The 17,512-nt window shown below is 37.3% G+C and carries 20 protein-coding genes; 19 read left to right on the top strand and 1 reads right to left on the bottom strand.

Features of this window, described 5'->3' with window-relative positions; all coding sequences use genetic code 11:
* The first annotated feature begins 104 nt into the window (after positions 1-104).
* The 16 genes from P0N36_RS11585 (at position 105) to P0N36_RS11510 (ending at position 14,006) form a co-directional block, all read left to right on the top strand.
* Positions 105-266: a hypothetical protein gene (locus P0N36_RS11585; RefSeq protein ID WP_275843013.1), complete on the top strand. Its 162-nt coding sequence runs from the start codon at positions 105-107 to the stop codon at positions 264-266.
* Positions 267-377: 111 nt separating this feature from the next.
* Positions 378-950 (top strand): TetR/AcrR family transcriptional regulator, encoded by a 573-nt coding sequence (locus tag P0N36_RS11580; protein WP_275843012.1) that lies wholly within the window; start codon positions 378-380, stop codon positions 948-950.
* A gap of 96 nt (positions 951-1,046) precedes the next feature.
* The gene (locus P0N36_RS11575; protein ID WP_275843011.1) at positions 1,047-2,360 is read left to right on the top strand and encodes an alpha-amylase family glycosyl hydrolase; all 1,314 of its coding nucleotides are present in this window, start codon (positions 1,047-1,049) and stop codon (positions 2,358-2,360) included.
* A gap of 81 nt (positions 2,361-2,441) precedes the next feature.
* A complete protein-coding gene (locus P0N36_RS11570) occupies positions 2,442-2,681 on the top strand; it encodes a hypothetical protein (protein ID WP_275843010.1) in 240 nt (79 codons plus the stop codon).
* Positions 2,674-2,988, top strand: coding sequence for a DUF6142 family protein (locus P0N36_RS11565; RefSeq protein WP_275843009.1), 315 nt, complete (start codon positions 2,674-2,676; stop codon positions 2,986-2,988). Before P0N36_RS11570 ends, P0N36_RS11565 begins: the two co-directional genes overlap by 8 nt.
* 223 nt (positions 2,989-3,211) lie before the next feature.
* Positions 3,212-4,240: a hypothetical protein gene (locus P0N36_RS11560; RefSeq protein WP_275843008.1), complete on the top strand. Its 1,029-nt coding sequence runs from the start codon at positions 3,212-3,214 to the stop codon at positions 4,238-4,240.
* 291 nt (positions 4,241-4,531) lie between these two features.
* Complete coding sequence (locus P0N36_RS11555; protein ID WP_275843007.1) at positions 4,532-5,953, top strand: PTS ascorbate transporter subunit IIC; 1,422 nt, start codon at positions 4,532-4,534, stop codon at positions 5,951-5,953.
* Between the two features lie 140 nt (positions 5,954-6,093).
* Positions 6,094-6,534: a PTS sugar transporter subunit IIA gene (locus P0N36_RS11550; RefSeq protein ID WP_275843006.1), complete on the top strand. Its 441-nt coding sequence runs from the start codon at positions 6,094-6,096 to the stop codon at positions 6,532-6,534.
* A 74-nt stretch (positions 6,535-6,608) separates the two neighbouring features.
* Entirely contained in the window at positions 6,609-7,673 is a 1,065-nt protein-coding gene (ulaG, locus tag P0N36_RS11545) for an L-ascorbate 6-phosphate lactonase (protein ID WP_275843005.1), read from the top strand.
* 92 nt (positions 7,674-7,765) lie between these two features.
* The gene (locus tag P0N36_RS11540; protein WP_275843004.1) at positions 7,766-8,047 is read left to right on the top strand and encodes a PTS sugar transporter subunit IIB; all 282 of its coding nucleotides are present in this window, start codon (positions 7,766-7,768) and stop codon (positions 8,045-8,047) included.
* Between the two features lie 18 nt (positions 8,048-8,065).
* Complete coding sequence (locus tag P0N36_RS11535; protein ID WP_275843003.1) at positions 8,066-8,935, top strand: L-ribulose-5-phosphate 3-epimerase; 870 nt, start codon at positions 8,066-8,068, stop codon at positions 8,933-8,935.
* Positions 8,922-9,632, top strand: a complete 711-nt coding sequence (locus tag P0N36_RS11530) for an L-ribulose-5-phosphate 4-epimerase (RefSeq protein ID WP_275843002.1) — start codon at positions 8,922-8,924, stop codon at positions 9,630-9,632. The genes P0N36_RS11535 and P0N36_RS11530 overlap by 14 nt, the downstream gene beginning before the upstream one ends.
* Positions 9,633-9,649: 17 nt before the next feature.
* On the top strand, positions 9,650-10,606 hold the full coding sequence (locus tag P0N36_RS11525) for a sugar-binding transcriptional regulator (protein ID WP_275843001.1): 957 nt from the start codon (positions 9,650-9,652) through the stop codon (positions 10,604-10,606).
* 12 nt (positions 10,607-10,618) lie between these two features.
* A complete protein-coding gene (gene ptsP / locus P0N36_RS11520; RefSeq protein ID WP_275843000.1) occupies positions 10,619-12,331 on the top strand; it encodes a phosphoenolpyruvate--protein phosphotransferase in 1,713 nt (570 codons plus the stop codon).
* A 37-nt stretch (positions 12,332-12,368) separates the two neighbouring features.
* The gene (locus P0N36_RS11515; protein ID WP_275842999.1) at positions 12,369-12,629 is read left to right on the top strand and encodes an HPr family phosphocarrier protein; all 261 of its coding nucleotides are present in this window, start codon (positions 12,369-12,371) and stop codon (positions 12,627-12,629) included.
* A 126-nt stretch (positions 12,630-12,755) separates the two neighbouring features.
* Positions 12,756-14,006, top strand: a complete 1,251-nt coding sequence (locus P0N36_RS11510) for a chloride channel protein (protein WP_275842998.1) — start codon at positions 12,756-12,758, stop codon at positions 14,004-14,006.
* A gap of 13 nt (positions 14,007-14,019) precedes the next feature.
* Here P0N36_RS11510 and P0N36_RS11505 read toward each other — a convergent pair whose 3' ends face one another.
* Positions 14,020-14,391: a rhodanese-like domain-containing protein gene (locus P0N36_RS11505; RefSeq protein WP_275842997.1), complete on the bottom strand. Its 372-nt coding sequence runs from the start codon at positions 14,389-14,391 to the stop codon at positions 14,020-14,022.
* 196 nt (positions 14,392-14,587) lie between these two features.
* On the opposite strand from P0N36_RS11505, the gene P0N36_RS11500 reads away from it, so the two are divergent.
* The 3 genes from P0N36_RS11500 to aguB all read left to right on the top strand — a co-directional run bounded on the left by P0N36_RS11500 (position 14,588) and on the right by aguB (position 17,475).
* Positions 14,588-15,205, top strand: a complete 618-nt coding sequence (locus P0N36_RS11500) for a 50S ribosomal protein L25 (RefSeq protein ID WP_275842996.1) — start codon at positions 14,588-14,590, stop codon at positions 15,203-15,205.
* Positions 15,206-15,553: 348 nt separating this feature from the next.
* On the top strand, positions 15,554-16,603 hold the full coding sequence (locus P0N36_RS11495) for an agmatine deiminase family protein (protein WP_275842995.1): 1,050 nt from the start codon (positions 15,554-15,556) through the stop codon (positions 16,601-16,603).
* Entirely contained in the window at positions 16,600-17,475 is an 876-nt protein-coding gene (gene aguB / locus P0N36_RS11490; RefSeq protein ID WP_275842994.1) for an N-carbamoylputrescine amidase, read from the top strand. Before P0N36_RS11495 ends, aguB begins: the two co-directional genes overlap by 4 nt.
* Positions 17,476-17,512: the final 37 nt, after the last annotated feature.

Below are 17,512 nucleotides of genomic sequence, written 5' to 3'. Positions count from 1 at the left end.
ACATGTAGGATTGATGGTTGTCTTTAAACATACCAAGTGCTATAATTAAATTTAATATATGAGCCATGAGATGATTCTTTAGGATAAAGATGGGAGTGGAAAACATGTTGGAATTTAATGAAAAAGTATACAATCGATTGAGTAGAGCCGGTGCTGCCAATATAATCGTAGGTATTCTCATGATTGTAGTTGGAATTACACTCGGAACAGTGACCATTGTTTATGGTGGTAAAGTTTTAGCAAGTAAGAAACATTTGATTGATTGATATAAAGTGGTAAAAGTAGAAAAAATAGATGGAAGTCTATTTTTTTCTTGCTATATCATATACCGAGTGGTATAATGGCTTGGTAGTCGATTATGATACGAAGGAGAAAAAATGACAGTAAAAAATGAAATCATTGCAAAAGCAGTGGAGCTTTTTGCAAAAGAAGGTTTTGAAAATACAGGCGTATCTCGAATTGTAACAGAAGTGGGCGTAACCAAACCATCCTTATATCACCATTTTGGAAGCAAGGAAGGTTTGCTTTCTAGTGTTTTAGAGGTATATGGTAATCAATTTATAGATATTTTTAAAGAGGAACTTCATTATTCGGGAGACTTAAGTTATGCCATCGATCGTTTTGTGATCGCTTATATACAATTTGTAAAAAGATACCCCATGTTTTTTAGGCTCTATAAACAGCTCTATCAAAGCCCAGTTGAAAGCGATTCCTATAGAATTGTAAAGCCTTTTTATAAGCAATTACTTATGCGTTTGGAACTTTTTTTTACGGAAGTGGCCAACCACCATACGAATCTTAAGACCAAGACAACTTGGATGTCTTATTCTTTGCTGGGGCTCATAGATACATATATTGTTCATCATATGACCCTAGGGTCATTAGAAGATTTGGAAGATGAAAAATGCAGACAAGTGGTCAAACAGTTTCTATATGGCGTCTTTGCATAATGATTGGAAGACGTCATAAAACATGATGGCATAATTAAAGATAAGATACACATTAATGGACAAGTCACATACCGAACGGTAAGTATAGGAGGACATATGAAATATAAAAACATTTACCACATTTTTCCACTTGGTTATACAGGTGCCAATCAAAGCACCAATGATGGCAACTGTAGAGGTACGCTTAGAGACATTGAAAGTCATATACCTGAAATGGTTAGGCTTGGCATTACAGATGTACTTCTTGGACCTATTTTTGAATCCGAGACCCATGGTTATGACACAGTCGACTACAATCGTATTGATAGGCGTCTTGGCACCCGTCAGGATATGATTGACTTTAGCAAGGCCTGTCATAATGCAGGGATTCATATTGTTTTGGATTGTGTATTTAATCATGTTTCCAGAAGTCATTTTGCTTTTGAAGATTTAAAAGATAATAAGCACCAATCCGCTTATAAAGCCTGGTTTTTGGATGTGGATTTTAATGGCCAATCTTCTTTGGGTGATTCTTTTTCTTATGCTTGTTGGGATGGGCATGAGCATTTGGTTAAGTTGAACTTGGATTATGAACCGGTTAGAAAATATCTTATAAATACAGCCGTATCATGGAAAGAGACCTATGGCATTGACGGTTTGAGAATGGACGCTGCAGATGTCATGTCTTTGGATTTTCTTAGAGAACTGAGCAAATCTATGAAAGAGATGGACCCTGATTTTTGTATGATAGGAGAAGTGGTTCATGGTGACTACAATTTATGGCTTGATGAAGGGGGCATGGACCAGGTAACCAATTATGAGTTATATAAAGGCCTATATTCCAGCTTAAATGACAAAAATTATTATGAAGTAGCCTATGCACTGAACCGTCAGTTTGGTCAAAAAGGTGTTTATCAGGGAGAAGGCCTTTACAATTTTGTTGATAACCATGATGTGAATAGGGTGGCAGAAGTATTGGTCAACAAAGGTCAGATTTATCCGTTGTATATTATGTTATACACAATACCTGGTTCTCCAAGTTTATATTATGGCAGTGAGTATGGTATAATGGGCAAAAAAAATCAGACATCGGATACCAATCTTCGTCCATCTTGGAGGAAAATAATGGAGCAAAAGGATGAGGATTTATTTCATGTTATAGAAAGACTTTCCGGATTAAGAAGTCAAAATCAAGCTTTGCACATAGGGAACTATGAACCGTTTCATTTAACCCATGAAACCATCGGTTATAAAAGAGTTTATGAAAGTGAGACGCTATATATCATGATCAATGCCAAAACAGATAAAACCTATATTAACACAGATGCTTTAGTAGGTTCTTACTGGGATCTATTAAATCATGAAATGGTTGAATGTCAAGGTGGTGCTTGGGTTGACGGATTATGGGGTAGAATCTTGATGAGAAAATAATGGCTTTATCTTGCATGAAAGTTTGCCATAACCTATAATAAGGTTGATGTCTATTTTGAATTGGTAAAAAGAGGATGCCTTATGAGAATAAATAAAAATACAGAAATATACGGACAAACAGCAACACTGGTTGGGTCTGTTGGATTATTATCCTGGTTGATACCTTTAATTGGATTTATAGTAAATACAGTTGCTATTGGCTTAGGTCTTTATGCTGTAGAAGATGATCGTGACGGACTTGCATGGGTGGGCATCATTTTCGGTGGTATGGGTTTTATTTTGACCATTTTAAGAAGTGGGTTGGTATATTATTATGGATAAAAAAACATCCTTTAGGGTGAACAACAGGACGGAAACAATATATGGCATTATATCCATTGGCCTGGGTGGGATTTCTTTAGCGATTTTTTTGTGGGCGGTTTATCAATCTGCATATAATCTGGAAGGTAGAGAGGTGCTTATAGGATTGGTTGAACTTGTGGCCATGATGTTATGTTTTGCAGGCTTGACGCTTGGCATTGTAGGTGAGACAAGGGAAGATAAGCTTAAAATGACAGCACACTTTGGGATTGCGCTTAATCTCATTGTAGGTGTTTTTCATGTACTTGTTTTGTGGCATGCATTTTAAATATTTTTTATAGCAACAGCCTTAGTGATACACTCACCTAGGCTGTTTTTTTATTCTCTTGAAACAAAAAAACCTAAGTAAGCAGCATATAGAAGTGAAATTGTGTTCAAAATAATTACATATATGCAATTATGGTTGATAATAGTGTATGATATTTGAAAGTAGATAAACATAGTTTTGACACTTTACCAAGATAAATAAATACTATTTCAGGAGGTCATTTATGAAAATAACTAAAAAAGTACTAGGTCAGCTAGAACGTGTATATGCGACTACAATTATGGAAGTCAATGGACGGTTAAACTATATTGTAGCTTCAGAAGGTGTGAATCAATGTATTGCTTATGACGCAGAAAGTCTTGCAGAAACAGTTGTTTGGGAGGAACCAGGTGGTACGATGAATATTGTGCCGATTCCGGGAAGGCCAAATGAATTCTATGCAACTCAAAAATTTGCCCCCACCTTTAATGCACAGGAAAGCCGAATTGTTCATGGAAAAGCAAATGAGGACAACAGTTGGACGGTGACACCGGTTATGACCATCCCTTACCTTCACCGTTTTGATTTACTTCTTATAGAGGACGCCTTGTACCTTATTGGAGGTGTTTTATGCAAAAGTAAAGCATTTCTGGAGGATTGGTCGGATCCAGGGTGTATTATAGTAGGGAAGCTTGAAAAAGACATTACTCAACCCTTTAAGTTGACAACAATTTATGATGGCATTACTAAAAATCATGGCTTTTATGCTGGTGAATGGAAGAATCGGAAGGCGTATTTGATTACAGGTGTAGAAGGGGTATTTGCGGCATATGTACCAAATAACCAAGGCGAATCATGGGAAGTGGAAAGAATATTAGACTTTGAAGTTAGTGACTGTTCTATGTGTGACATAGATGGCGATGGTCAACTGGAACTGGCTACAATTGAAAAATTCCATGGTGAACTTGGGAAAATATATAAAGAAATCAATGGAAAATGGGAGATGATTCATAGCCATAAGTATGAGTTCGGTCATGTGGTATGGGGTGGCAAGATACAAGATGAGCCGGCCTTCATTATAGGCGGTCGTAAAGGTGATATGGAACTCATCTTGTTTACCATGGATGAAAAGGGGCAAATTCAGGAAACACTTATTGACCATACAGGTGGTCCAAGTAATATAGATGTGATTAATCTTGATAATAAAGATGTGATACTCGCAGCTAATAGACAGATTGGTGAAGTGGCAATTTACGAAATAACTAAAAATTAGCACATTCTTCAAAAACACTGGGCTTTGTCTATAAGGGTTAGATAAAATGAATTATTTGAATGAATTTGTTTAATATTATGATAATCGGTATCAAATAATGGGGCTTTGAGGCTAAAATAAACAAAAAATCACTGAACATACGTTCAAAAATAGTAAAAATATAGACAGATGTTCCTTGAGTTGCTATACTGATGCAAGAACAAGACGTCTTGTGAAAAAACAATTACATACTTGGTTAAGTTGTGAAAACGATTTTGTTGATCATTAACCATAATTCGAAAGGGGTAAATTATGGATTTACTACTAAACGCTTTTTTAGGCTTTGTTAACAAATTTCTAGGACAAGCACCTTTGCTACTAGGTACGGTTGTATTTATTGGGTATTTATTGTTAGGCAAAAAAAGCTACGAGGCACTTGCAGGATTTATTAAAACATTTGTAGGCTTTAAAATCCTTCAAGTCGGAACCGGTGGGTTGGTAGCAACCTTTAGACCGATTATTGAGTCTCTTAGTGCAAAATATGGTATTCAAGCATTGGTTATTGACCCATACTTTGGACAAACCTCTGCAACAGAGTTTCTAGATACCATGGGTTCATTAGCTTTTGTAGGGTATGTCATGATGATTGCTTTTGCATTCAATATCTTACTGGTAGCTTTTAGAAAATTCACGAAAATTCGTACATTGTTTATCACAGGGCATATTATGTATCAACAATCAGCGGTTCTTCTTTGGGCACTCTACTGGGTTATTGAAGGAACGACGGGAAAACCAGTATCAGCACCTTTGGTTTTTGTCACTGGATTACTGATGGGTACTTACTGGTCGGTTATGTCTAACCTAATCATTGAAGCCACTCAAGAAGTTACAGATGGTGCCGGTTTTACTATTGGTCATCAACAGATGTTTGGGGCTTGGGTTGCCTATAAGCTTGGCGGTCTAGTTGGTAATAAAGACCATGATGTGAATCATGTTGAGACACCTGGATTCCTGTCTATCCTTAATGATAACGTTGTTGCAAACTCCTTAATCATGACCCTCTTTGTTGGTGTTATCATGGTCATCTTGGGAGAAGAGACCTTTACCTATAATAGGAACAATTACTTCTTTGCCACCTATATCTGGGAAACCTGTGCATTCTTTGCTGTGTATATCACAATCCTATTAACAGGTGTTAGGATGTTCGTTGCTGAGTTAACAGCATCATTCCAAGGTATATCTGATAAGTTGTTAAAAGGTGCAGTTCCTGCAGTTGACTGTGCGGTTACATTCGGATTCTCACCACAAGCGCCTACTTTTGGATTTATTTTTGGCTTCTTTGGTCAGTTAATAGCTATTTTCACCCTTGTTGCGATACAATCACCTGTGCTTATTATTGCCGGTTTCATCTGCCTCTTCTTTGATAATGGTACATTAGCGGTATTTGCAAATAAAGCCGGTGGAAGACGGGCTGCAGCCATTATACCTTTTATAGCAGGTTTGATTCAAGTTTTTGGATCAGCATGGGTACTCAGCTTCCTAGTCGGTCCGCCTGAGGTAATCGGATGGATGGGTATGTTTGACTGGGCAACACTATTTGCCGGTACAACAGTATTATCAAAATATCTTGGTATTATTGTCCCAATTGTTTTAATCCCATTATTACTTATTATTCCTCAATTACAATACAAACGACATGTAGAGACCTACTTTACAACTATGAGAGACAACTAAACCTCCCCCCCTATAAAATAAGCTGCCTTAAACCGGCAGCTTATTTTAGTAATGAACAAACGTTCAATTTAGTATATTTAATTGACAAATGTGCAGATGAAGCATAAGATAAAAGTATAAGTTAATCAAGGAGGTAAATCATGATACAAGGCTTTGAACTAACGGAGGACTACATACAATTTTTTGAAGAATTACCAAGCTGGGAGGAAGCAGTTATAAGATCAGCAGAACCCTTACTACTTGGTGGACAGATTAAGCAATCTTACATTGATGGTATGATTGAATCGGTAAAAGAACATGGTCCATACATTGTTATTGCACCGAATATTGCCATACCCCATGCCAGACCGGAAACGGGTTCATTAAAAGTAGGCTATAGCGTTATGGTGCTTGCTAAGCCGGTTTCATTCACTGAAGATGGTGCCAATGATGCCGCTCTATTTATTGCATTATCCTGTGTAGATTCTGAACGTCACTTGGAAATGCTACAAGAAATTGTTACTGTTTTATCGGATCAGGATAAGCAGGACGCCCTATTTACATCAACAAGCAAAAAACAGATTTTAGACATTTTTAACTAGATAAGGTTCAAATGTCAAAACGCTCTAATAAGTTTTGATGCATTGACTGATTTTTACCAAGAAAGGAATCGATTATGAGTAAAATAAATGAGATTACTAGAGACAGTTGGATACTAAGCACTTTTCCTGAGTGGGGACAATGGCTGAATGAAGAAATAGAAAGTACGATTGTAAAACCAGGCACTTTTGCTATGTGGTGGTTAGGATGCACCGGTATCTGGTTAAAATCTGAGAACCAAACCAATTTATGTGTGGATCTTTGGGTAAAAGCCGGTAAAAAATCCCATGGCAATGGGTTAATGACAGACCAACACCAACACCAGAGAATGATTGGATGTAAAGCCCTTCAACCGAATCTTAGAAATGTACCGGTCGTTATTGATCCTTTTATGATCAAAGAAATTGATGCGGTGTTGTCAACCCATGATCATGGTGATCATATTGATGAGAACGTAGCTGCAGCGGTATGTCAGAACACAGATACCTCCGTCAAATTCATAGGCCCAAAAGCATGTACAGATATTTGGCGAGGATGGGGTGTTGAAGAAGAAAGACTGGTAACATTAAGACCGGGTGACACCTATAAAGTTGGTGATATTGAAGTTGTTGCCCTGGATTCTTTTGATAGAACGGAATTGGTTACAGCCAAAAAGGGAGAAATACTAAAAGGTAAAATGCCTCAAGAAATGGATGACTTGGCATTGAACTATTTATTTATTACACCTGGAGGCAATTTATATCACAGTGGCGACTCTCATTATTCGAACTATTTTGCAAAACATGGTAATGACCATCAAGTGGATGTTGCTCTTGGATCTTTTGGTGAGAACCCAAGAGGTATGACAGATAAAATGACAGCGGAAGGCATCTTACGCATGGCTGAGTGTCTAAAAACAAAAGTTGTCATTCCAATTCACCATGACATATGGACAAACTTCATGGCAGACCCTAAAGAAATCACAACACTTTGGAACATGAAAAAAGACCGATTGAAGTACCAGTTTAAGCCATTTATTTGGCAGGTAGGTGGCAAGTTCACATGGCCGGAAGATAAGGATGCTATGGAATATATGTATGACCGAGGTTTTCATGACGCCTTTGCAATAGAACCGGATCTACCATTTAAGTCCTTGTTGTAGGTTTCAGATATTTTGATGTTATACTTAAGTATAACATCAAAACTAAACTATAAATTCATAGGTGGTTACAATAAAAAACAGGAGGAATGAAGATGTTGAAGGTATTGGCAGCATGTGGTAATGGAATGGGTTCAAGTTTGATTATAAAAATGAAAATTGAGAAGGTATTAAAAGACATGGGCGTGGATTGTGAAGTTCATCACGCAAGCGTAGGTCAAGCTAAATCGGATGCAAGGAACTTTGATTTGGTATTGGTATCTCATATGCTCGTAAATGAATTTGCGAATTCAGGAAAAGCAAAAATCATTGGTCTCATTAATCTTTTGTCAGAACAAGAAATCAAAGAAAAAGTTGAAGCGGCACTAAAATCATAAGCACATACGGAGAGAGACATGTATACAATTAAGGAACGACCCATTGGTATTTATGAAAAAGCCATACCTAATCGATATGATTGGGCTACGAAGATTAAGATAGCAAAAGCGGCAGGGTATGATTTTATTGAGATGTCCATTGATGAAACCGATGCACGCTTAAACCGACTGCTCTGGAGCAGGGAAAAAAGAAAATATATCAAAGACTTACTTTGGCAAGAATCCTTTTATATTAATTCCATTTGTCTGAGTGGTCATAGAAAGTATCCCTTTGGTAGTAAAGATCCAATTGTACGAAAAAAAGCCCATGATATCATGAAACAAGCGATTGGTTTAGCAAAAGATTTGGGTGTTTCGAACATACAACTCGCAGGCTATGATGTCTATTATGAGCCATCGGATGATACAACCAAAGCGTTATTTTTAGAGGGGCTAAAAGAAGCAAGTCAAATGGCTTCAAGTGCAAATATCATGTTGTCTTTGGAGATTATGGACACACCTTTTATGGGGACCATATCCAGATGTATGCCTTATATCAAAGAGGTGGGTTCTCCATGGTTGAAAATCTATCCGGATATTGGTAATCTGAGTCAATGGACTAAGAAGCCAGATGAAGAACTGGCACTTGGTATTCACCACACAGTTGGCATTCATTTAAAGGACACGTTACCGGGCCAATTTAAGTGCGTCGCTTTTGGTGAAGGTACAGTTGATTTTGAAGCTTTTTTTAATAAGATGGAAGCCCTAGATTTCAGAGGTCCATTTCTAGTTGAGATGTGGGCAGACAACGATGTGGAAGAGGATTACGATACTTGCATATCTAAGATTAAAGAGGCAAGAATATGGTTGACTGAGAAAGCAGGTGAAGGGTTTTATGCAAGCGCTTAATCAAAAAATATTAGAATTAAAAGAAGAAGTATATAAAGCCAATATTGAGCTTGTAAAACAAGGATTGGTCATTTATACTTGGGGTAATGTGAGTGCGATTGATCGGGAAACCAATCTGATTGTTATCAAGCCAAGTGGTGTGGATTATGATACCATGAAGCCTGAGGATATGGTGGTTTTGGATCTTGAAGGAAATATTGTTGAAGGTATTTACAAGCCATCCTCCGACACACCTACTCACCTAGCCCTTTACAAAGCTTATGACACCATAGGCAGTGTGGTTCATACCCACTCTGAGTGGGCTACATCATGGGCTCAAGCCGGTATAGATATACCTTGTTACGGTACAACCCATGCGGATTATTTTTTTGGGAAAATACTATGTACCAGGGCGTTGACTAAAGAAGAAATTGAAGTGGACTATGAGCTTAATACTGGTAGGGTTATGATTGAAACTATGGCTGAAAATAATAAATCCCCAGATGAACTACCGGGAATGATTGTCTCAAATCATGGCCCATTTGGATGGGGTAAAGATGCAACTTTGGCTGTGCATAATATGAAAGTCATGGAAGAAATCGCAAAAATGGCTTATTATACAGAACAAATCAACAAACGTATAGAGCCGATTAGCCAGGTTTTATTAGATAAGCATTATTTGAGAAAACATGGTAAGAATGCCTATTACGGACAGTAAAATGTGAGGTGAAAAAGATGTTGGATAAAGAGGAGTATCAGCTGATCATTGATGCGTCGGTCTTGTATTATTTAGAAGGCAAAACGCAAAGTGAAGTTGCGAAGACCTTATATTTGTCAAGGCCCAAAGTATCACGACTGTTAAAAAAAGCCAGAGAACTTCAGATTGTTGATATTACCATCAATTATCAAAGTGATGAATTTGAAAAACTACAAAGTGAAATCAGAAGAACATTTGATTTACCCCATGTGGTCATCACAAAAACTCTATCGGATAAAAACGATACGTTAATTGAAGTTGGTAAAGCAGCAGCAAAAGAGTTATTAATGCTGATTCATGAAGATATGACACTGGGCATATCATGGGGCAAACATGTTAGAACGACGGCAAAGTATTTAAAGAAAAAGCCCTATGAGAATATGCGTATTGTTGAATTGTTTGGCGCCATTAGTTATGATTTGGACCAAACAGACATGTTGAGTATCGGTAGAAGTATATCCAGTAAGTTAGGTGGAAAGCTATACCCATTACCATCTCCCATCTATATCAATGATCCAATAGCGAGAAAAGCGATTGTTGAAACACCACTTATCAAAGGAACACTGAACATGATAGAAAACTGTGACCTGATTCTGACTGGAATTGGTTCCATATATAGTAATACTTTACAGACTTTATGGGATAACTATGTGGACAATGAAATGAAAAGTCAGATCGTAAAAAATGGTGGAATTGGTTTTGTATTGGCCCATTTTTTTGATCAAAATGGCAATTTCTTGGACATGGAAGTGAATGATAACGTCATAGGCATTAAGACGGAAAGTATTAAAAACAAAAAAATAATTGCGGTTGCTTCAGGTGAAAAAAAAGCCAAAGCGATTCTCGGTGCATTAAGAGGTGGTCTTTTAGACACGTTAATATCCGATGAAGCAACCCTAAACTATGTATTGCAGCTCAATGATAAGTTAAAGTAGGAGGCTAAGGGTATGATTCAAGGAATTGGTGCAAGCGACGGTATCGCTATTGGAAAAGTATATAAGTACGAACCTGTAGAGGTCGTGATAACCAGAGAAATATGTCAAGATGTCAAGGCAGAGCAACTGAAATTTGACCATAGTATTAAAGCCGGAATAGAAGCTTTAGAAATCCTAAAAACAAAGACAGAAAATGAAATGGATGCAGAAACGGCGGCAATATTTGGTGCACATATTGAAATCTTGAGAGATCCTGAGTTGGCCATAGCTGTAGCTGATAAGATAGCATCTGAGCAAGTAAAAGCAGAATATGCCTTAAAAACAGTAAGTGATAGCTTTGTTGCTATTTTTGAAGCCATGGAAGATGCTTATATAAGAGAAAGAGCGGCAGATATTAAAGATGTGACCAGAAGAGTCTTGATGATTCTAAAAGGTGTGCAATCAAAAGGTCTATCAGAAATCGATGAACCCATAATACTGGTAGCCAAAGACTTAACACCATCAGACACAGCGCTTCTAAATAGAGAACTTGTACTAGGTTTCATTACAGACATTGGCGGAAGAACCAGTCATAGCGCAATTATGGCCAGAACCATGGAGATACCGGCTGTTGTAGGTACCATAAATGGATTTGATCAATTAGATAATGGTGACTTAGTTATTCTAGATGGTGTGAAGGGTGAAATCATGATCCATCCTTCTGAAGAGGATATTCAAAATTACAAGGAAAAAATTGCATTACTTAATAGAGAAAAATCATTATGGCAAGCATGTCTTGGTCAAAAAAGTACGACGAAAGATTTCAAAGACATTGATTTGGCGGCCAATATAGGAAGTCCAGAAGACATTGATGGTGTCATCTTTAACGATGGCGATGGTATCGGACTCTATAGAACGGAGTTCCTATATATGGGAAGAAAAAACTTTCCAACAGAAGATGAACAATACGAAAGCTATAAGACCGTACTTGAAAAAATGGGTGAAAAGCCGGTTGTCATAAGAACCCTTGATATTGGTGGGGATAAGGAATTGTCCTATTTTGATATGCCCAAAGAGTTAAACCCATTTTTAGGCAATAGAGCTCTTAGACTTTGTCTTCAGAACATGGATATGTTTAAAACTCAGCTCCGAGCATTATTGCGAGCGGCCATTCACGGCAACTTGCACATTATGTTCCCAATGATTGCAACGATTGATGAGTTTAGAAAAGCGAAAGCAGTTTTATATGAAGTAGAACAAGAACTTGAGATGGAAAAAATAGTTTATTCTAAGAATTATCAAACAGGTATCATGATTGAAATACCTGCCGCAGCATTGTTAGCTGATGTATTTGCCAAAGAAGTGGATTTTTTTTCCATAGGTACCAATGATTTGATTCAATATACTTTCGCTGCGGATCGAATGAATGAACATGTATCCTACCTCTATCAACCATATAACCCTTCACTTCTGAAACTCATAAAAATGGTGACAGAAGCAGCGCATAAAGAAGGAAAATGGGTAGGTATGTGTGGAGAAATGGCCGGTGAAATTCAAGCATTGCCATTACTTATTGGTTTGGGTTTGGATGAACTGAGTATGAGTGCGCCAAGTATTTTAAGAGCAAGATATAGTCTCAAACAGATAGATAGCATTAAGGCAAAGGGACTAGCGGATATGGCATTACAAGCCTGCACGCAGGAAGAGGTTAAGGTCTTAATGGATGCTTTTTGGAATGGAAAATAGAAGAATAAAACTAGGAAAAAATAGGAGATTGATGATTATGAAGTCAAAAATAGTAGAAGTAAAGAATGCAACAGGCTTGCATGCAAGACCTGCATCCGGGTTTGCTAAGCTTGCAACGGCTCAAAAATGTGAAGTTTTTTTAGAGAAAGATGGTAAAAAAGTCAATGCAAAAAGTATTTTGGGTATACTCACATTGGCAATAGGACAGGGCAGTAAAGTAGCAATAACAACGGATGGTGTTGATGAAGAAGCTTCTCTAAAGGTGTTGGTGGATTTTGTTGGTCAACTTGAAGACTAGGTTATGAAATATTTAAGCCTCATAAAACAGGAAATTCCTGTTTTATGAGGCTTTTTATTGGTAATATATCTAATAATGTTGTAAAATCATAAGTGATGTAAAGAACACATAAATGGGGTGGACAACATGAATAGATTCTTTAGACTTATAAGAAACAGTGGTATGGCTTTGACAATAGGCTTGGTTGTTGGCATTATGGCTATTTTTTTTAATGCTGCAATAAACGGAGGGGTTGCTTTGACGAGGTCTTGGCTTATAGACCAGAATCCGAGTGTAATTTTACTTCCTATTATTGGTGCCTTTATAAGTATGGGCATATATATGATTTATCTAAAAGAAGGACAAATAGGCTTAGGTATCGTACAGGTCCTAGTAGAATTAGAATTCATAAAAACGCAGTTGATGCGTCCCTTTAGAGTCTTAATGCATGTTGTTGGTGCGACAGTAACTTTGATTTTTGGTTTTTCTGCTGGACGCTTTGGTCCTATTGTACACTTAGGTGCATCCATTGGATCAAACATTGCTTATTATTTAAAGTTAGAGTCTAAAGACATTAGACTCCTTATTGGTTGTGGTGCAGCAGCAGCTATAGCAGCAGTGTTTCATATGCCACTATTTGCAGCGGTATTTGTTCTTGAAGTATTGTATAAGAAGCAATTTGCAGATTTTTTTGCACCCATTGTTATGGCAAGTGTAGTAGCAAATTTTATAGGGAGGGCCACACAAAATGGTCAGACTTTTCCCGTAGAACTGAATAGCATTTCACTTATCTCTTTGGAGTTGATTTGGCGTTACGTTATTTTTGGTTTGGTTATGGGTCTTTTTGCCATTCTGTATATGATGTCTATACAGCTTTTTACCGGACTTTTCCTCAAAATGAAGCATATCAGCATACGTCTCTTTGCTGCAGCCATTTCAATTGGTTTAATAGGCTATTTTTTCCCATTAAACTTTGAAATACATAACAACACCACTTACAAAGTGTTATCAGGTGAGTTTGGGTTAGGTCTTTTGATGGCCATTGGTTTGATTAAGATATTGGCAACGGGTATTACTTTAGGTTCAGGATATATTGGTGGTAATTTCTATCCGGGGGTAACTATTGGCGCTTCTTTAGGTATGGCTTGTGGGAAAATTCTAAAGCCTTATGGTGTAGATCATTCGCTTTTTGGATTATTAGGAATAGGAGCTATGATTGCAGGGTACTTAAATGCACCAATATCTGGTATCATCTTAATTATTGAGTTTTCTGGACAATATGAAATGCTAATACCGGCGCTTATCGTATGTGCTCTATCCGTATCGACAACATTTCATCTTTATGGCAAAGATATATTTTCGGATGCTTATACTAAAACCATAAAAAACCTAGTGTGATACTACCAAGTTTTTATGGTTTTACAATATCATAGTTCCAATCATTAATGCCACCCATATCAAAAACATTTGTATAGCCCATGTCAATTAAGGTTTTAGAGGCAGCTTCACTTCGACGACCGGTTCTGCAATAAAGAAGAATTTTTTGATCCGGATCGGGTAATAAGTCCGGCGCCATTTCCCGAATATTTGTATGAGGGATTAAAAGAGCGCCTGGAATATAACCTGAGTCATATTCCTCTTGTGTGCGAACATCTACAAGTAGGAAGTCAACTTCAGTATCCATGATGGTTTTGGCCTCATTGGCTGTTAGGCGCACTCCTCCTTGACTACAACCTACCAGTAAAACAGATATTATAACTAAAACAATAGTATATTTTCTCATAAAGCACCTCTTTCTTAATCAGAAAAAATCAAGTTTAACCATATAGTTTTGATACCTTAACCATATTATACATGATATTTGATTAATGTGACAACTTTACATGATTTATCCGATTTGACTATTCTTATGAAAAAAGGTATACTGAATAATGAGAAAATTATCAGATGACAAAGGTTAAAAGCCGAAGGAGAAAAATATGGAAGAGATTATAATAGAAGCGTTAGAGCGCCCAAAAAAATCAGGAAAATTTAAAGAACAAGGTTTCGTGCCTGGTGTATTATATGGAGAAGGCATTGAAGCAACCACATCCGTCAAATTTGATGCATTGGTTATTAGAAAGCTTATATCCCATCATGGTTCAAACGCCAAAGTTTGGGTCCAATATAAAGGTTCGAAAAAATTCGGTTTTGTAAAAGAAGTACAATTTGATCCACTTTCAAGAAGACTATTGCATATTGATGTCCAAATGGTTGCCAAGGATCAAAAAATCCAACTTCACGTTCCGATACATTTTGTTGGTGAAGATTCACTGAAGATCAACCAATTGGAATTCCAGATTTATAAACATGAGGTTACGATTACTGGTGACATGACTTTGATGCCTGAAGCCATTGAAGTAGATGTAAGTACATTGAACTTAGGTGATCAAATCACTTATGCAGATTTTAAATTAGATGAAAGTCTTGTAACAGATGATTTGGAATTGGTATATGGTGTTGTGAATCATCTGAAAGTTCTCGAAGTTGAGGAGCCAGACGAAGATGCAGATGCAGCAGAAATGGTTGAACCAGCATTAGTAGGCGAAGACGAGTAACAGCAAAAATAATTTATGAATTAGAATAGAGACTTAGTATGGTCTCTATTTTTTTGTCTTTTTTTCTAGATAACAAAGATAAAATAGGATATGAATGCGTCATAAATTATGTATATTGCCAAACCTATAAGCCTATCTACAAGTATAAAACTTTTCAACCTAATTAATGGATTACTTTGATAGTTTGTACCAGTTTAACGATTCTTGGTCTGGTAATTGGACAGCAAGTGTTCTGAGTGCTTTAAGAACAGAATAAAGACAGGTCTATATATTGTTTTATGGGCTCGGTAAAGGTATAATAGACAAAATGAGAAATTAAGGAAACTTTGATAATAAGAGGAGCGGGTTATGATGAATCAAGAAAAGTATATAATGCCTGCAGAGTGGGAAGCCCATGAGAGAACCATTGTGGCCTGGCCTGTAAAAGCATCTCTTGTATGGCAAGACAACTATGAAATCGTATGTAAGGGTTATGCCAAAGTTGTTAATGCTATAAGTGCATTTGAACCGGTAACGGTAGTTATTAATACAGAAGATGAAGAAGAGATTCGCAGTCTATGCACATCTAAGGTAGATATAATTAAAATACCCCATAACGACGCTTGGGCAAGGGACAATGGGCCTACTTTTGTTAGAGACATGAAGGGTAGGCTTCACGGCATCAGTTGGCGATTCAATGCTTGGGGTGAGAAATACCTGCCCTATGATTTGGATGATAAGGTAGCACCAGCATTACTGAATCTAATGGATGTACCATGTATAGAGGTGCCCTTGGTATTAGAAGGGGGGTCTATTCATGTAGATGGTCAAGGTACACTACTAACAACCAGAGAATGTCTTCTTAATCCCAATCGGAATCCAAAGTTAAGCCAAGATGACATAGAACACATGATTAAAAAATACTTGAATATATCTAAAATTATTTGGTTAGATCAGGGGCTATTTGGTGATGAAACCGATGGGCATATTGATAATATTGCCTGTTTTGCAAAACCTGGCACAGTTTTATTACAAGCATGTGATAACCCGAAGGATCCTAATTATGAAATCACACAAAAAGCAAGACAAGTGTTAAAGCATACCAAAGATGCAAAATCAAGAATACTAGAAATCATAGAGCTACCAACGCCCCCACTGCGTTATTATAAAAATGAACGCTTAACACTTAGTTATTTGAATTTTTATATAGTCAATAAGGCTATTATTTTGCCGGTGTTTGGAGGGGATGCCACAGACACAGATCATAAGGCGAAATGTATTTTAGAGACAGTTTTTTTTGACAGAGAAGTAGTAACTGTGGACGGTATGTCACTGATAACAGAAGGTGGCAATGTGCACTGTATCACCCAACAAATGCCTCTAAAAGCAACAAGTGAAATGAAGGAGGGTTCGCTATGAGAAAAGTCATCGTTGCAGCAACACAAATGCGCTGCACGTCGGATAAAAAGGAAAACATAATTAAAGCGGATAGACTGGTGAGAGAGGCAGCATCAAAGGGTGCAAAAATCATTTTAATTCAAGAATTATTTGAGACACCCTATTTTTGTCAAATTGAAGCACCGAAATATTACGAATATGCCACAACCCTTGAAGGGAATATGGCCATCAAACACTTTAGAGTCTTGGCCAAAGAACTTGATGTGGTTTTACCGATTAGTTTCTATGAAAAAAAGAACAATGCAAGATATAACGCGATTGCTATCATTGATGCAACTGGTGAAGTATTGGGGATTTATAGAAAAAGCCATATTCCTGACGGCCCAGGCTATGAAGAAAAATACTATTTTAATCAAGGTGACACAGGTTTTAAAGTATGGCCGACGAAATACGGTATTATCGGTGTTGGTATTTGCTGGGACCAATGGTTTCCGGAAGCGGCTAGAATTATGGCTCTAATGGGTGCAGAAATGCTCTTGTATCCTACAGCCATCGGTTCAGAGCCTCATAGCCCAGAAGTCGATTCAAAAGACCACTGGCAGCGTTGTATGATTGGGCATTCGGCTTGCAATCTTATGCCTGTGATTGCCTCTAATCGTGTTGGGGAAGAAAAAGAGGATGGATCCTCGATTATCTTTTATGGATCTTCATTTATAACAGATGCAACTGGAAATAAGCTCGTAGAAGCTTCACGTGATGAAGAAACCATTCTACTGGCCGAGTTTGACTTGGAAGAGTACGAAAAACAACGTATTGAATGGGGAATTTTTAGAGATCGTCGACCTGATTTATATAAACCTATTCTAACCTATGACGGTTCTAGGCAAGTATAAGATTGTTTTTTTGAAGGTACTTTCTGCACCAATAAAA

Source organism: Petrocella sp. FN5 (genome assembly GCF_029210395.1).
In the GTDB taxonomy this organism is placed as follows: Bacteria; Bacillota; Clostridia; order Lachnospirales; family Vallitaleaceae; genus Petrocella.
This window is presented reverse-complemented; position numbering and strand designations above follow the sequence as displayed.

Coding starts and splice junctions, on each gene's coding strand:
- P0N36_RS11585 (WP_275843013.1), top strand. CDS start 105: ATGTTGGAATTTAATGAAAAAGTATACAATCGATTGAGTAGAGCCGGT.
- P0N36_RS11580 (WP_275843012.1), top strand. CDS start 378: ATGACAGTAAAAAATGAAATCATTGCAAAAGCAGTGGAGCTTTTTGCA.
- P0N36_RS11575 (WP_275843011.1), top strand. CDS start 1,047: ATGAAATATAAAAACATTTACCACATTTTTCCACTTGGTTATACAGGT.
- P0N36_RS11570 (WP_275843010.1), top strand. CDS start 2,442: ATGAGAATAAATAAAAATACAGAAATATACGGACAAACAGCAACACTG.
- P0N36_RS11565 (WP_275843009.1), top strand. CDS start 2,674: ATGGATAAAAAAACATCCTTTAGGGTGAACAACAGGACGGAAACAATA.
- P0N36_RS11560 (WP_275843008.1), top strand. CDS start 3,212: ATGAAAATAACTAAAAAAGTACTAGGTCAGCTAGAACGTGTATATGCG.
- P0N36_RS11555 (WP_275843007.1), top strand. CDS start 4,532: ATGGATTTACTACTAAACGCTTTTTTAGGCTTTGTTAACAAATTTCTA.
- P0N36_RS11550 (WP_275843006.1), top strand. CDS start 6,094: ATGATACAAGGCTTTGAACTAACGGAGGACTACATACAATTTTTTGAA.
- ulaG (WP_275843005.1), top strand. CDS start 6,609: ATGAGTAAAATAAATGAGATTACTAGAGACAGTTGGATACTAAGCACT.
- P0N36_RS11540 (WP_275843004.1), top strand. CDS start 7,766: ATGTTGAAGGTATTGGCAGCATGTGGTAATGGAATGGGTTCAAGTTTG.
- P0N36_RS11535 (WP_275843003.1), top strand. CDS start 8,066: ATGTATACAATTAAGGAACGACCCATTGGTATTTATGAAAAAGCCATA.
- P0N36_RS11530 (WP_275843002.1), top strand. CDS start 8,922: ATGCAAGCGCTTAATCAAAAAATATTAGAATTAAAAGAAGAAGTATAT.
- P0N36_RS11525 (WP_275843001.1), top strand. CDS start 9,650: ATGTTGGATAAAGAGGAGTATCAGCTGATCATTGATGCGTCGGTCTTG.
- ptsP (WP_275843000.1), top strand. CDS start 10,619: ATGATTCAAGGAATTGGTGCAAGCGACGGTATCGCTATTGGAAAAGTA.
- P0N36_RS11515 (WP_275842999.1), top strand. CDS start 12,369: ATGAAGTCAAAAATAGTAGAAGTAAAGAATGCAACAGGCTTGCATGCA.
- P0N36_RS11510 (WP_275842998.1), top strand. CDS start 12,756: ATGAATAGATTCTTTAGACTTATAAGAAACAGTGGTATGGCTTTGACA.
- P0N36_RS11505 (WP_275842997.1), bottom strand. CDS start 14,391: ATGAGAAAATATACTATTGTTTTAGTTATAATATCTGTTTTACTGGTA.
- P0N36_RS11500 (WP_275842996.1), top strand. CDS start 14,588: ATGGAAGAGATTATAATAGAAGCGTTAGAGCGCCCAAAAAAATCAGGA.
- P0N36_RS11495 (WP_275842995.1), top strand. CDS start 15,554: ATGATGAATCAAGAAAAGTATATAATGCCTGCAGAGTGGGAAGCCCAT.
- aguB (WP_275842994.1), top strand. CDS start 16,600: ATGAGAAAAGTCATCGTTGCAGCAACACAAATGCGCTGCACGTCGGAT.